Annotated in this window: 11 protein-coding genes; 7 read left to right on the top strand and 4 right to left on the bottom strand. The window is 64.3% G+C overall.

All coding sequences use genetic code 11. The features are described from left to right. The first annotated feature begins 67 nt into the window (after positions 1–67). The 4 genes from lipB to GBJ34_RS04580 all read left to right on the top strand — a co-directional run bounded on the left by lipB (position 68) and on the right by GBJ34_RS04580 (position 4,208). Entirely contained in the window at positions 68–733 is a 666-nt protein-coding gene (gene lipB, locus GBJ34_RS04595) for a lipoyl(octanoyl) transferase LipB (RefSeq protein WP_151718095.1), read from the top strand. Between the two features lie 155 nt (positions 734–888). Further along, positions 889–1,305: a c-type cytochrome gene (locus tag GBJ34_RS04590; RefSeq protein WP_192931109.1), complete on the top strand. Its 417-nt coding sequence runs from the start codon at positions 889–891 to the stop codon at positions 1,303–1,305. A 436-nt stretch (positions 1,306–1,741) separates the two neighbouring features. Next, positions 1,742–3,412, top strand: a complete 1,671-nt coding sequence (locus tag GBJ34_RS04585; protein WP_151718094.1) for a cytochrome c oxidase subunit I — start codon at positions 1,742–1,744, stop codon at positions 3,410–3,412. 295 nt (positions 3,413–3,707) lie between these two features. Continuing rightward, complete coding sequence (locus GBJ34_RS04580) at positions 3,708–4,208, top strand: DUF2244 domain-containing protein (RefSeq protein WP_151718093.1); 501 nt, start codon at positions 3,708–3,710, stop codon at positions 4,206–4,208. Between the two features lie 138 nt (positions 4,209–4,346). Here the strand turns inward: GBJ34_RS04580 and GBJ34_RS04575 are convergent, their stop codons facing one another. Continuing rightward, positions 4,347–4,799, bottom strand: coding sequence for a GatB/YqeY domain-containing protein (locus GBJ34_RS04575; protein ID WP_151718092.1), 453 nt, complete (start codon positions 4,797–4,799; stop codon positions 4,347–4,349). A gap of 185 nt (positions 4,800–4,984) precedes the next feature. Here GBJ34_RS04575 and carA point away from each other — a divergent pair, with 185 nt between their 5' ends. Together carA and GBJ34_RS04565 are read left to right on the top strand one after the other, a co-directional pair. Then, on the top strand, positions 4,985–6,139 hold the full coding sequence (gene carA, locus GBJ34_RS04570) for a glutamine-hydrolyzing carbamoyl-phosphate synthase small subunit (protein ID WP_151718091.1): 1,155 nt from the start codon (positions 4,985–4,987) through the stop codon (positions 6,137–6,139). A gap of 147 nt (positions 6,140–6,286) precedes the next feature. Further along, positions 6,287–8,158 carry a glycosyltransferase gene (locus GBJ34_RS04565; protein WP_449727757.1) on the top strand — a complete coding sequence of 624 codons (1,872 nt, stop codon included), beginning with the start codon at positions 6,287–6,289 and terminating at the stop codon, positions 8,156–8,158. Here the strand turns inward: GBJ34_RS04565 and GBJ34_RS04560 are convergent. The 3 genes from GBJ34_RS04560 to argE are packed head-to-tail and all read right to left on the bottom strand — an operon-like array spanning position 8,155 to position 11,885. Further along, complete coding sequence (locus GBJ34_RS04560) at positions 8,155–9,357, bottom strand: amidohydrolase (protein WP_151718090.1); 1,203 nt, start codon at positions 9,355–9,357, stop codon at positions 8,155–8,157. The two genes, GBJ34_RS04565 and GBJ34_RS04560, sit on opposite strands and share 4 nt — an antisense overlap. A 21-nt stretch (positions 9,358–9,378) precedes the next feature. After that, the gene (locus tag GBJ34_RS04555; RefSeq protein WP_192931112.1) at positions 9,379–10,722 is read right to left on the bottom strand and encodes an NAD(P)/FAD-dependent oxidoreductase; all 1,344 of its coding nucleotides are present in this window, start codon (positions 10,720–10,722) and stop codon (positions 9,379–9,381) included. Next, the gene (argE, locus tag GBJ34_RS04550) at positions 10,722–11,885 is read right to left on the bottom strand and encodes an acetylornithine deacetylase (RefSeq protein ID WP_151718088.1); all 1,164 of its coding nucleotides are present in this window, start codon (positions 11,883–11,885) and stop codon (positions 10,722–10,724) included. Before argE ends, GBJ34_RS04555 begins: the two co-directional genes overlap by 1 nt. A 657-nt stretch (positions 11,886–12,542) precedes the next feature. On the opposite strand from argE, the gene GBJ34_RS04545 reads away from it, so the two are divergent. Beyond that, complete coding sequence (locus GBJ34_RS04545; protein ID WP_151718087.1) at positions 12,543–14,276, top strand: peptide ABC transporter substrate-binding protein; 1,734 nt, start codon at positions 12,543–12,545, stop codon at positions 14,274–14,276. Positions 14,277–14,313: the final 37 nt, after the last annotated feature.

Here is a 14,313-nt window from a genome sequence, read left to right as displayed (position 1 = left end):
GCGTTGAACAATCCCGTCAAGCCTAGCATGACAGGCCGGGAATGCGAGAATTTTCGTGGAGCGCGCCATGGTCGAATGGACCCATCTGCCCGGCCTCAGCCCCTATGCCGAAACATTGGCCGCGATGGAGGCCCGCGCCAATGCCATTGCCGCAGGCACCGCCGATGAGGCGATCTGGCTGCTGGAACACCCCCCGCTTTATACTGCGGGCACCTCTGCCCGGGCCGCGGATCTTGTGGACCCCGACCGCTTTCCCGTCATCCAGGTCGGGCGCGGAGGACAGTATACCTATCACGGGCCGGGGCAGCGCATTGTCTATGTCATGCTGGATGTCCGAAAGCGCGGACAGGATGTGCGCTGCTTCGTGCGCGCCCTGGAGAAATGGGTGATTGCCGCGCTGGCGGAGTTCAACGTGCAGGGTGAGATCCGGCCCGGCCGGGTCGGTGTCTGGGTGCCGCGCCCCGACAAGCCGCGCATGTTGGATGGCTCCGTGGCAGAGGACAAGATTGCGGCCCTTGGCATCAAGATCCGTAAATGGGTGAGTTTTCACGGCATTTCCATCAATGTGGAGCCGGATCTGGGCCATTTCGATGGGATCGTGCCCTGTGGTATCCGCGACCATGGCGTGACCAGTCTGGTCGATCTGGGTCTGCCAGTGACGATGGCGGATCTGGATGCGGCGTTGATGGCGACCTTCGCCCAGACGGTCGATGCCGGCAATAGCTGCGGCTGAAACCAGGGGCCGCGCTTCGCGCCAGATCGGGCGCACCGGATCGGGCGCGACACATCGCCCCATGGATTTGGCGCGCCAGCCCGGCAAATATGTTGTCATACGCGCCAATATTTCCCCTGCTGTCCCGAGCCATCCGCCAGACAAGGACCGACCCGATGCGCCGCACCCTAAGCCTGCCACTTTCGCTGTTCATCGCCCTCGCCGCCCTGCCGCTTCATGCCGGGGATGCGGCCAAGGGTGAGGCAGATTTCAAGAAATGCCGCGCCTGTCACCAGATCGTCGCCGATGACGGGACCGAGATCCAGAAGGGTGGCAAGACCGGCCCCAACCTTTACGGCGTGATCGGCCGCATTGCCGGATCGGCCCCCGGATATGACTATGGTGAGTCGCTTCAGGCCGTCGCCGCCAAAGGCCTGATCTGGGATGAGGCACTGCTTGCAGCCTATGTCGCAGACCCCACCGCCTGGCTGAAGGAACAGACCGGCGCGCCGGCAGCGCGCTCCAAGATGAGCTTCAAGCTGGCCAAGGGCGGTGACGACATGGCGGCCTATCTTGCCAGTCTGGCACCCTGACACACTGGCCGCCCGAGACCTGAAGTTCGGGACCCGAGACCCGAGACCCGAGACCCGAGACCCGAGACCCGAGACCCGAGACCCGAGACCCGAGACCCGAGACCCGAGACCCGATTATCCCACAATGGCGGGGCCGCAACAGGAACCTGCGGGCGTCGCGACCGGCCCGGTCCAGCACATCACAGAGCCCCCCTGCCAGGACCCCTGCCCGGTTCACGCATGGAGCCCCCATGCTGTTGGCCTGTGCGGACCAGCCTGATTTCCCACTTATTTCTTGTGGCACCTGTCACACGCAAAGCGCAACCGCGCCCCGAATTGTTCCAACGCAGCAAAGTCAGCGATTGCCGCGCCCGACGCCGCGTTCTAGAACACTTCCACAAGGCGGCGGGATTCCCAACCCGACCGCCCCTTTGACGCAACCTAACGGGAGGAGCCTATGGCCGACGCAGCCATTCATGGCCACGAACACGATACGCGGGGGTTCTTTACCCGCTGGTTCATGTCAACGAACCACAAGGACATCGGCATCCTTTACCTCTTCGTCGCAGGTCTGACGGGCCTGCTGTCGGTCGGGTTCACGGTTTTCATGCGCCTGGAACTCATGGAGCCGGGCGTTCAGCATATGTGCATGGAAGGCACCCGCCTCTTTGCCGATGCAACGCGCGCCTGCACGCCCAACGGGCACCTCTGGAACGTCTCGATCACCGCGCATGGCGTGTTGATGATGTTCTTCGTCGTCATCCCGGCGCTGTTCGGAGGTTTCGGCAACTACTTCATGCCGCTGCAGATCGGTGCGCCGGATATGGCGTTCCCGCGGATGAACAACCTGTCCTTCTGGCTTTACTTTGCGGGCACCTCGCTTGCGGTCGCATCGGTCTTCTCGCCGGGCGGCAATGACCAGATGGGCGCGGGCGTGGGCTGGGTGCTTTACCCGCCGCTCTCGACCATGGAAGGCGGCTACTCGATGGACCTCGCGATCTTCGCGGTCCACCTGTCGGGGGCCTCGTCGATCCTGGGCGCGATCAACATCATCACCACCTTCCTGAACATGCGTGCCCCCGGCATGACCATGCACAAGGTGCCGCTGTTCGCCTGGTCGGTCTTCGTCACCGCCTGGCTGATCCTGCTGTCGCTGCCCGTTCTGGCCGGCGCCATCACCATGCTGCTGACCGACCGCAATTTCGGCACCACCTTCTTCCAGCCTTCGGGCGGCGGTGACCCGATCCTGTATCAACACATCCTGTGGTTCTTCGGCCACCCGGAAGTGTATATCGTGATCGTGCCGGGCTTCGGCATCGCAAGCCAGGTGATCGCCACCTTCTCGCGCAAACCGATCTTCGGCTATCTGCCGATGGTCTATGCCATGGTCGGTATCGGTGTTCTGGGCTTCGTCGTCTGGGCGCACCACATGTATACCGTCGGCATGTCGCTGACCCAGCAGGCCTATTTCATGACCGCCACCATGGTGATCGCGGTGCCCACCGGCATCAAGATCTTCTCCTGGATCGCGACCATGTGGGGCGGCTCGATCGAGTTCAAGACGCCGATGCTGTTCGCGCTTGGCTTCCTGTTCCTGTTCACCGTGGGCGGCGTGACCGGCATCGTGCTGAGCCAGGCCGGGATCGACCGCGCCTATCACGACACCTATTATGTCGTGGCGCACTTCCACTATACCATGTCGCTGGGCGCGGCCTTCTGCATCTTCTCCGGGATCTATTTCTGGTTCGGCAAGATGTCGGGGCGGCATTACCCGGAATGGGCGGGCAAGCTGCATTTCCTGCTGTTCTTCATCGGCGCGAACCTGACCTTCTTCCCGCAGCACTTCCTGGGACGCCAAGGGATGCCGCGCCGCTATATCGACTACCCGGAGGCCTTCGCCACCTGGAACTTCGTGTCCTCGATCGGTGCCTTCCTGGCCTTTGCCTCGTTCCTGTTCTTCATCGGGATCGTGTTCTACTCGCTGTTCTTTGGCCGCAAGGTCACCGAGAACAACTACTGGAACGAATATGCCGATACGCTGGAATGGACCCTGACCTGCCCGCCGCCGGAGCATACTTTCGAGCAGCTCCCCAAGCGCGAAGACTGGGACAAGAGCCACAGCCACTGATCCCCGGATCAGTTGCGCCAGAAAGGCCCCGGAGCAATCCGGGGCCTTTTGCTTTTGCCAGCCTGTTGATGCTGCGCGCGGCATCCTGCCGCGCCGGGGGGCTGTCTGCCCCCCATCGGCCTGTCGGCCGCCCCCCGAGGATATTTTTGAACAGATGAAGGGGTAAGTGCCTTCCAATCTTCCTTTTTCCAGAAACCCTCCGGTCCGGCGCGTGCCTTGTGGAACCGGATCAAGGCCCCAAGAACGAAGCGCGAGCCCCCTTTCCTTTCCCGCAGCGGCGGCTATCTTCGCGCCCATGCCCTATGAATGGCTTCCCCCTTCGCCCGAGGGCGAGCGGCTGCATCTGTGGCCCTACCGCTCGCTGCCGCGGCGCGGTTTTGTGTGGTTTGTCGGCGGCACGGCGGCGCTGATTACCCTGCCGCTCTTTGCGGTGCTTGGCACAGGGGTGCTTTGGGGCCTGCTGCCCTTTCTGGTGCTGGCGATTGCGGCGCTGTGGTGGGGCTTGCAGAAATCCTATCGCGATGGCGAGATCCTGGAGGATCTGGAGATTGCCGCAGCACATATGCGGCTGGTTCGGCAGGGGCCGGGACGGCGCGTGCAAAGCTGGGAGGCCAATCCCTATTGGGTGCGCGTCACCCGCCATGCCCATGGCGGGCCGGTGCCGCATTACCTGACCCTGTCGGGCGGCCCGCGCGAGGTGGAGATCGGTGCCTTCCTGACACCGGACGAACGCCTGAGGCTGGAGGGGGATCTGCGCGCGCGGCTGAGGGTCTGTAACCGGACCACCGCGCCCTGACCTTTTATGCTCGAACGGGCCTTGCTCGACTGCGGGCCAGCAACAGCAATCGTTCAGCAAAAGCAAACGGGGCCCCGCAGGCCCCGCCTTGAGTATCGTTGTTCAGGGCAAACAGGCCTTGAACCGCGTGCCCTGACCTCAGGCCAGCTGGTCTTTCACCATCGGGCCAACGGCGCCAAAATCCATCTGGCCGGTATACTTGCCCTTCAGCACCGCCATAACCTTGCCCATGTCGCGGATGCTGGTCGCCCCTGCCTCGGCCACGGCAGCGGCAATGGCAGCGGCAACCTCGGAAGCATCCAGCTGCTTGGGCAGGAATTCCGAAATTACCTTGACCTCGGCCAGTTCCTTTTCCGCCAGTTCCAGCCGACCGCCCTCTTCATAGGCGCGCGCGCTTTCCTGGCGCTGCTTCACCATCTTGCCCAGAATGGCGAGGATGGCCGCATCATCGACCTCGCCGCCCTCTTCACGCAGCGCAATCTCGCGGTCCTTGATCGCAGCGTTGATCAGGCGCAGCGTGGAAAGGCGATCCGCCTCCTTGGCCTTCATCGCCTCTTTCAGCGCGGTCTGCAATTGGTCACGCATCGTCATGGTGATCCTGTCCCCTCGGATGTAAGGGGTCATATTACCCGCTCACGCCCTGTAACACAATGGGGCGACAGGCAGCTAACATATTGACAAATAAGGGCAAGATAATTGAGGATTCTGCACCTGCAAAACCCTTGACCCCCCTGCCCGCTGCCCGTAGGTTCCGCCCGTTTACCCGGAGAGTCGCCATGCAAAGCCAGAACGCCCCCACCGCCTGCCTTGTCCTCGCAGACGGCACGATTTTCTACGGCAAGGGCTTCGGTGCAACCGGCGATACCGTGGCAGAGCTGGTCTTCAACACCTCGATGACCGGCTATCAGGAAATCATGACCGATCCCTCTTATGCGGGGCAGATCGTCACCTTCACCTTCCCCCATATCGGCAATACCGGCGTCACCCCCGAGGATGACGAAACCGGCGCGCCGGTCGCCGCCGGCATGGTGGTGAAATGGGATCCGACCGCGCCGTCGAACTGGCGTGCGACGCAGAACCTGCAAGACTGGATGAAGGCCAAAGGCCGCATCGGCATCGGCGGGATCGACACCCGTCGCCTGACCCGCGCGATCCGCCAGCAGGGCGCGCCGCATGTCGCGCTGTCCTTCAACCCCGAAGGCAAGTTCGACATCGAGGCGCTCATTGCCAAGGCGCGCGGCTGGCAGGGGCTTGTCGGCCTCGATCTGGCCAAGGACGTGACCTGCGCCCAATCCTATGCCTGGGACGAGCAACGCTGGGCCTGGCCCGAAGGCTATACCCGTCGCGAAGGCCCGGGCTTCAAGGTCGTGGCGGTGGATTACGGCGCCAAGCGCAATATCCTGCGCTGCCTTGCCTCCAGCGGCTGCGAAGTGATCGTGCTGCCCGCAACCGCCACAGCCGAAGAGGTGCTGGCGCATAATCCCGAAGGCGTGTTCCTGTCGAACGGCCCCGGCGATCCGGCGGCGACCGGCACTTATGCCGTGCCGATGATCCAGGATGTGCTGAAGCGCGATCTGCCGATCTTCGGCATCTGCCTTGGCCATCAGATGCTGGCGCTGGCGCTTGGCGCGCAAACCGTGAAGATGGGCCATGGCCACCACGGCGCGAACCACCCGGTCAAGGATGTGACCACCGGCAAGGTCGAGATCACCTCGATGAACCATGGGTTCACTGTCGATGCGCAGACCCTGCCCGAAGGGGTGATCGAGACCCATGTCTCGCTGTTTGACGGCACCAATTGCGGCATCGCGCTGGCCGACAAGCCGGTCTTCTCGGTGCAGCACCACCCCGAGGCCAGCCCCGGCCCGCAGGACAGCTTCTATCTGTTCGAGAAATTCGCCGAGGCCATGCGCGCCCGCCGCGCCGCCTGATCTGCGATCGTTTCGGATCAAGCCGCGCCCGGATTCCCGGCGCGGCTTAATCATTTGTTAACCCCGCTCTTGCAGGCTCGGTCGGGTTGATCCCCAGCCGGGCCTTGTTCGATGCACCTTGCCCCCCTGCCTCAGCCCGCTGCCGCGATGACCGCCGAAAGGTGCGGGCCGGTGCGGCAGGTCGAAACGGGCAGTATGGCAGGCAATTGCGAGCGCCTCGGGATCTCATTGCTACGCGAAGGGGTGATCGCACCCGAAGATCTGATGCAGGCGCTGACCCTGCGCGCCCGGCATGGCGGACGGCTGGCCGATATCCTGCTGTCGCGCGGGCTGATCGGCGAGGCGCGGCTATTGCAACAGGTCAGCCGCCATTGGGGGATCGAACTTGCCGATCTGGACCGCCTGCCCTCCGATCCGCGTCTGATTGATGTCTGGGGGGCAAAGGCCTGTCTGCGCGACGGGCTGCTGCCCTGGCGGCGGCTTGGCGATCTGACGGTGATCGCGACCCCCCATCCCGAGGCGTTCGCGCGCCACCGCCCTGCCCTGATCCAGCGTTTTGGCCGCGTTGCCATGGCGCTGACCACGGCGGACCGGCTGGAGGCCGAGATGCTGCATCAGCGCGGGCGGCAACTGGATCAGGCGGCACTGACGACGGTGACCGAGGGTGAAAGCTGCCGCAACTGGGGCGGCCGCGCGCAACTGTTCTGGATCCGCGCCGGGGCGGCCCTGATCATCGCCTGGGCGCTGATCGCGCCGGTCACGCTGATCTGGGTGCTCAGTCTCTGGGCCCTGGTCACCCTCGCTGCCGCCACGGCCCTGAAAACAGCCGCAATCCTTGCCATGCTGCGCCACCCGGCCAAAGCCGCACCGCTGCCGCCTGACGGGGCGGATATCCTGCCCACCGTCTCGGTCATGGTGGCGCTGTATAATGAGGGCGACATTGCCGGGCGGCTGGTGCAGCGGCTGTCAAAGCTCGATTACCCGCGCGAGCTTCTCGATATCCTGCTGGTGGTGGAGGAAGTCGATCAGGTGACGCGCGCCGCGCTGCGCCGGGCCGATCTGCCGAACTGGATGCGGGTCGTGGTGGTGCCGGACGGGGTGATCCGCACCAAGCCGCGCGCGCTGAACCACGCGCTTGGCCAGTGTCGCGGCACGATTATCGGCGTCTATGATGCCGAGGATGCGCCGGAGCCCGACCAGATCCGCAAGGTCGCCGCGCGCTTTGCGGTCTGCGATCCGCGCACCGCCTGCCTACAGGGGATGCTGGACTTCTACAACCCCGGCACCAACTGGCTCAGCCGCTGTTTCACCATGGAATATGCCAGCTGGTTCCGCATTTTCCTGCCCGGCATCGCGCGCCTTGGCCTCGCCGTGCCTTTGGGCGGCACCACCCTGTTCTTCCGCCGCGCCGCATTGGAGGATCTGGGGGCCTGGGACGCCTTCAACGTGACCGAAGACGCCGATCTTGGGATGCGACTGGCGCGCCATGGCTACCGGACAGAGCTGATCGCGACCACAACCTTTGAAGAGGCGAATTGCCGGGTGATCCCATGGGTCAAGCAGCGCTCGCGCTGGCTCAAGGGCTATATGATGACCTATGCCGTTCATATGCGGCAGCCGCGCCTCTTGCTGCGGCAACTGGGCTGGCGGCAGTTCCTGGGGTTTCAGGCGCTGTTCCTGTCATCGATCTCGCAATATATGCTGACGCCGGTGCTGTGGTCGTTCTGGATCGTGCCGCTGGGCCTGTCGCATCCGGTCGTGAATGCGTTGCCCGAACCGATGTATCAATTGATTGTCGGGGTTTTCCTGCTGACCGAAGCGCTGATGATCGCGGTCACACTGGTCGCGATGCGCCTGACGCCCAACCGCATGGGCTGGGGTTGGGCGCTGCTTTTGCACTTTTACTTCCCGCTTGGCGCGCTGTCTTCCTACAAGGCGGCGTGGGAACTGGTTCACAAGCCCTTCTGGTGGGACAAGACCAGCCATGGCCATTTCGATACGGCAGAGGCGGAGGTCTAAGGGGCCAACCGCGCCTCGGCCATGCCGATATACCACGCGGCCCCGAAGGGGAGCGCCGCATCGTTGAAGTCATACTCCGGATGATGCAACGCCGCGCTGTCGCCATTGCCGGTGAAGATATAGGCGCCGGGGCGGGCATTCAGCATGAAGCTGAAATCCTCGGCCCACATCTGCGGTACCGTCTCGGCATCGACCGGACCTGCGGCCACCCTGCGCGCGACATCAGCCGCGTAACCCGTCTGGGCCAAGGCATTCACCGTCACCGGATAGCCGCGCCTGTAGTCCAGCATCCCGGTCGCACCAAAGGCCTGCGCGGTGCCGGTGACGAGATCGTTCAGCCGGCGCTCCACCCGGTCCTGCACCGCCGGATCAAGACTGCGCACGGTGCCGCGCATCTTCACCACCTGCGGGATGACATTATGCGCGGTGGAATCGCCCGACATGGTGCAGATCGACAGCACCGCCTGTGCCATAGGGTCTGTGTTGCGGCTGATGATGCTTTGCGCGGCCACAACGATATGGGCCGCCACCAGCATCGTATCGACGCCGTCCTGCGGGCGCGCCGCATGGCCGCCCTTGCCGGTCACCGTGATCTCGAACTGATCCGCCGCTGCCATCATAGCGCCGGGCCGGATGCAGAACTGCCCCACCGGCAGGCCCGGCATATTATGCATCCCATAGACCTCCTGGATGGCGAAGCGGTCCATCAACCCATCCTGCACCATCTCGCGTCCGCCGCCGCCACCCTCTTCGGCGGGTTGGAAGATCACGACCACGGTCCCGTCGAAATCACGGGTTGCGGCAAGATACTTGGCAGCCGCCAGCAACATGGACATATGCCCGTCATGACCGCAGGCATGCATCTTGCCCGGCACCGTCGAGGTATATTCGCGCCCGGTTCGTTCCATGATCGGCAGCGCATCCATATCGGCGCGCAAGCCGATCACCCGGCCCGGACTTTGGCCCGAACTTTGGCCCGAGGCCTGGCGCGCGCCCTGGATCACCCCGACCACGCCGCTGCGCCCGATGCCCTCGACCACCGAGTCGCAACCAAAGCTGCGCAGCAACTGCGCCACCCGCCCGGCGGTGCGCGGCAGATCGAACAGTAATTCGGGATGGCGGTGAAAATCCTGTCGCCAGCCGATGATTTCGGGCAGCCAGTCGGTCAACCATGCGGTTGGGCGGTCAAAGGCGGTCATGGACGGATCCGGGGTTCAGGGTCAAAGCGAGGGGCCGGGGGTCAGGGTCGAGCCATCGGTAAAGCGCGACAGGCGAAAGCGCGACAGATCATGCCCCGGGTCGCGCCCAAGTGTCAGATCGGCCACCACACGGCCAATGCCCGGCCCGATGCCAAAACCATGGCCACACATCCCGGTCGCGATCACAAGGCCCGGCAACGCGGCTGCGCGGTCAATCACCGGCACGATATCGGGCATGGTGTCGATCATCCCCGCCCATGTGGCGCGCGGGATCACCGGACCGATGCCGGGAAAGGTTTTCTCAAACGCCGCCTGCATCCGCGCCAGCAATTTGTCCGATGGCGCGGGGTTCAGCACGCGGATCGCCTCGAAGGGGGACGGACGATCCGCCTGCCATTTGCGCGGCGTCATCCAGCCATCGGGATAGTGCCTCGGGGCCATTGGCTGAAACTGCGTGCTGCGAAAATCCCGTTTCAGCACAGGCAGATAGGGAATGAAGCTGCGAAAGGCGTCCGGCCCGATATAGAAATCATGCCCCGATCCCGCCGCCAGCGTATAGCCGCCATCGGCGCGGCGGCGGAAGGCGATCTCGGGGTCGGCGGCGGCACCGGCGAACACCTCTGGCATGGCTTCGGTCGCCATCACCGTGGCCCGCACCGACAGCTGCGGGAAATGGACGCCATGCGCCTGCGCCAGCAGCCGCGACCACGCGCCCCCCGCCAGCACGACCTGATCGCAGGCAATCCGGCCCTGTTCGGTGATCACGCCGGCGATGCGCCCAGCCGCCGTATCCAGCGCCCGCACCGCACAGCTCTCGATCAGAACCGCGCCGCGCCGCACGGCCCCTTCGGCCATGCGCGGCACGGCAAGCCATGGCTCTGCCCGCGCATCCGACGGAGTGAACAAAGCACCGGGCCAGCGACGCGACGCGCCGCTGATCTGCCCGGCCACCGCCCCTGCCCCCAGCATCTTGCTGTCGACGCCGTAACCCTGCGCCTCAAGCCGCCAGGCCTCGAACCCGGCCAGCTCGGCCTCTGACCCCGCCAGATACATCACCCCGGTCCGGCGAAAGCCGATATCCTCCCCCAGTTCCGGCACGATGGCACGCCAGATCCGCAGCGATTCCATCATGATCGGGAGTTCACCGAAATCGCGGCCCTGTTGGCGGATCCAGCCCCAGTTGCGGCTGGATTGCTCGCCCGCGATGCGGCCCTTTTCGCAGAGCACCACGCGCGCGCCGCGTTCGGCCAGATGCCAGGCCGTCATCACGCCGATGATGCCGCCGCCGATCACGACCACATCGGCGGATTTGGGCAAGGCGGGGGCAAAGCGGACCGGCGTTGCCTCGGAAATCGGGAAGGCCATCATCGCCGCAGATCCTCCACCAATGCCTGCATGAAGCGCCAACCGGCCTCGAACTGGTCCAGCGTCAGATACTCGTCCGGTTGATGCGCCTGCGCGATATCGCCCGGGCCACAGACCACCGCCGAATAACCGGCAATCTGGAACTGCCCGGCCTCGGTGCCGTAGCTCACGACCGAGGTCGCATTGTCGCCGGTCAGCCGCCGCACCAGCGCCTCGGCCGCACCCGCCTGTTCGGGCACAAGGGGCGGCACGAAGAACATATCCTCCAGCGTGATCCCGGTTTCGGGGCGCACCGCCTGCATCCCAGCCTCGATCCGCGCGGCCTCGGCCCGCAGACGGGCCAGCCAATCCTGCGGATCTTCGCCAGGCACCACCCGGAAGGCGAGGCCAAAGGTGCAATCCTTCGCGGTGATATTCTCGGCCGTGCCGCCCTGAATGGTGCCGACATGGGCGGTGGTCCATGGCGGATCGAACAGCGCAGCCAGCGCGGTGACCGGGGCCGCGCGGTTTTCCGCATTCACCCGGTTGACCCAATCGATCAGCCGCGCGCCCTCAAGGATCGCGCTGACGCCGGTATGCAGGATCGAGGAATGCACCTCATGGCCGCGCATATGCACGCGCAGGCCCCGGCTGCCCTTGTGGCCATTCACCATCCGCATCATCGAAGGCTCGCCGACCACCACGGCACTGGCGCGCGGCAGGCCCGCTTTCATCGCGGCGATCATGGCAGGCGCGCCGAGACAGCCCAGTTCCTCATCATAGGACAGCGCGATCTGCAGTGGTCGCGTGATGCCGGCCTCCAGCGCCAAAGGCACCGCGGCAAGCGCCAGCGCGTCAAATCCCTTCATGTCGCAGACACCGCGCCCGTAAAGGCGGCCATCGCGTTCGGTCACGGTCCAGGGATCAAGGCTCCAGTCCTGGCCATCGACCGGCACGACATCGGTGTGGCCTGACAGCACCACCCCGCCTTCGACCTGCGGTCCGATATGGGCGTAAAGCGCGGCCTTGCTGCCATCAGAATTATAGACCCGCTGCGCGGCAATACCCCAGCCCGCCAGATAATCCTCCACCCATTCAACCAGCGCCAGGTTGCTGTCGCGGCTGACCGTCGGAAAGCTGATCAGCTTTTCAAGGATCTGGCGGGGGGAAAGACGCTGGGGCATGATCGGGCTTGGCATCCGGTTTTGTGATCAAATCAATCGGAACCTGAACCCGCCTTCCGCAAAGTGCAAGCCTGTTCCGGCCAAGAATGCATCATCTTGCGGTCAGTGATCGCAAAGCCGCTTGCTCCAGCGGTCGAATTGGCTAACACTTAGGGGTCTGGATCCGAACCGGACCGCAACCTGCCCCTGAAGGGCCAACAAGAACAGAGACTTGGGGGTAAATGCCAATGCCCGTAGGGGCAATGCCCAACCATGATATCCGGCATCAGAGGACCGTGTTCCACAAGCCCGATGGCACCAAGCCCGCCATCCATCTTATCAGTTTCCATCCGCCTATCGGTGATCGCCCTGGCCTTGTGACCGCATATGGTTCCGTGACGCCTGTCATCCCGTTTCCGCCGCGTGACGATATGTCCGCGCGGCCTGTGCCCTGCCATGTAAACGATTTCATGAAAATCGGCGGATGGCCGGAGGCGGGCCGCAGCGGCAAACCCTGCACATATCGCGAAGGCCTGTCTCGCCAGACAGCCTGCCCCGCCTTGCCCTTCACCGCAGCCACGCATGCCCATGCGGTGCAATTCCTTTCAGGACGGGACGACCGGCCGCAGCGCCTGCGGCATCCGCCTGACCTGCCACAAGACAAGGAGTGATCCGACCATGTCTGCCAAATCGATCCTGCCCATGCTTTTGCGCGGCACAGCCGCAGCCCTGATCCTTGCCCCGACCGCCTTCGTTCCCGCAGCCCATGCCGCGCGCGGCAGCGATGGCGAATTGCGCCTGCTGTTCAATCAGGCGGTCTCCACGCTGAACGTCTATCTTTCCTCCGGCACAAAGGACATCACCGCGGCCTCGCTGGTGCTGGAGCCGCTGGCGGCCTATGATCCCGATGGTCAACTGGTGCCCCGCCTTGCGGCAGAAATCCCCAGTCAGAAGAATGGCGGCATCGCCACCGATCTGACCAGTATCACCTGGAAGCTGAAACCGGGGGTGCAATGGTCCGATGGCACGCCCCTCACATCCGAGGATGTGAAATTCACCTATGACTATTGCCGCAACCCGGAAACCGGCTGCGCCCATGCGGCAAAGCTGGACGGCGTCATCGCGGTGGAAACCCCGGATCCGCAGACGGTGACCTTCCGCTTTGCGGCCCCGATGCCCTACCCGTTCCAGCCCTTTACCGGCGCAACCGGCCCGGTGCTGCAAAAGGCGCAATTCGCGGCCTGTCTTGGCAAGCTGGCCGCGACCTGCACCGCGCAAAACGCGTCGCCCATTGGCACCGGCCCCTTCATGGTCACCGATTTCAAGGTGAATGACGTGGTGACCATGGCAGCCAACCCGCTCTATCGCGAGGCCGAGAAGCCCGCCTTTGCCACCGCGACCATCAAGGGCGGCGGTGACGCGCTGTCTTCCGCCTCGGCGGTGCTGGAGACGGGCGAGTTTGACTATGCCTGGAACACCCTGATCAACCCCGAGCAGCAATTGCAGATGGAGGCGGGGGGCAAGGGTCGTTTCGTCAGCGCCTTTGGCGCGTTGGTGGAGCGGATCGAGGTCAACCTGACCGACCCTGCCGCGACCCTGCCGGAAGGCGAGCGGTCCACGGTCAAGCACCCCCATCCGATCCTCAGCGATGTGCGGGTGCGCAAGGCGCTGTCCCTGGCGATTGCCCGCGATGTGCTGGTGGAGATCGGCTATGGCGCGGCAGGCAAGCCCACCTGCAACATGGTGGCAGGCCCGCCACATTATGTATCGGACAATACCGCCTGCCTGCACCAAGATCTGCCCGCCGCGCGCGCCCTGCTGGAAGCGGCGGGCTGGCAGGATACCGATGGCGATGGCATCCGCGAAAAGGACGGGCGCAAGCTCTCATTCCTGTTCCAGACCACGGTGAACCCGGTGCGGCAGGACTTTCAGGCCCTCATCAAAGGTTGGTGGAACGATATCGGGGTCGAGGTAGACCTGAAGGCGATCGATGGCAGCGTGTTCTTCAGTGGTGATGCCGGATCGCCCGACACAAATGAGAAATTCTACGCCGATTTCGAGATGTATGCGAACGAGTTCGACGGCACCGATCCGCAAGCCTATCTGGCGGCGCGCAGTTGCGACAAGATTCCCGCGCCGGACCGTCAGTGGCAGGGTGAGAATATCGGGCGCTTCTGCGACCCGGCCTATGATGCGATGGTGGCGGAGCTGGCCAAGACTGCGAACATGGCCGAACGGGCGCAGCTTGTGAAAGCCCTGAATGACCGGCTGACAGCAGGCGATCAGGTGGTGATCCCATTGATCCATCGCGGCCGCTTCTCCGCCATTTCCAACACCCTGGGCGGTGTTGCACTTTCGGCCTGGGACAGCGAATTGTGGAATGTGGCAGACTGGCACCGTCTGCCCCGATAGATTCCAGGCGCGCCCGCATGTCGCGGACGCGCCCTTC

The sequence above is a fragment of the Gemmobacter serpentinus genome (genome assembly GCF_008973825.1).
Classification (GTDB): domain Bacteria; phylum Pseudomonadota; class Alphaproteobacteria; order Rhodobacterales; family Rhodobacteraceae; genus Gemmobacter; species Gemmobacter serpentinus.
Note: the sequence above shows the minus strand (reverse complement) of the source record. Positions and strands in the feature narration are given on the sequence as shown.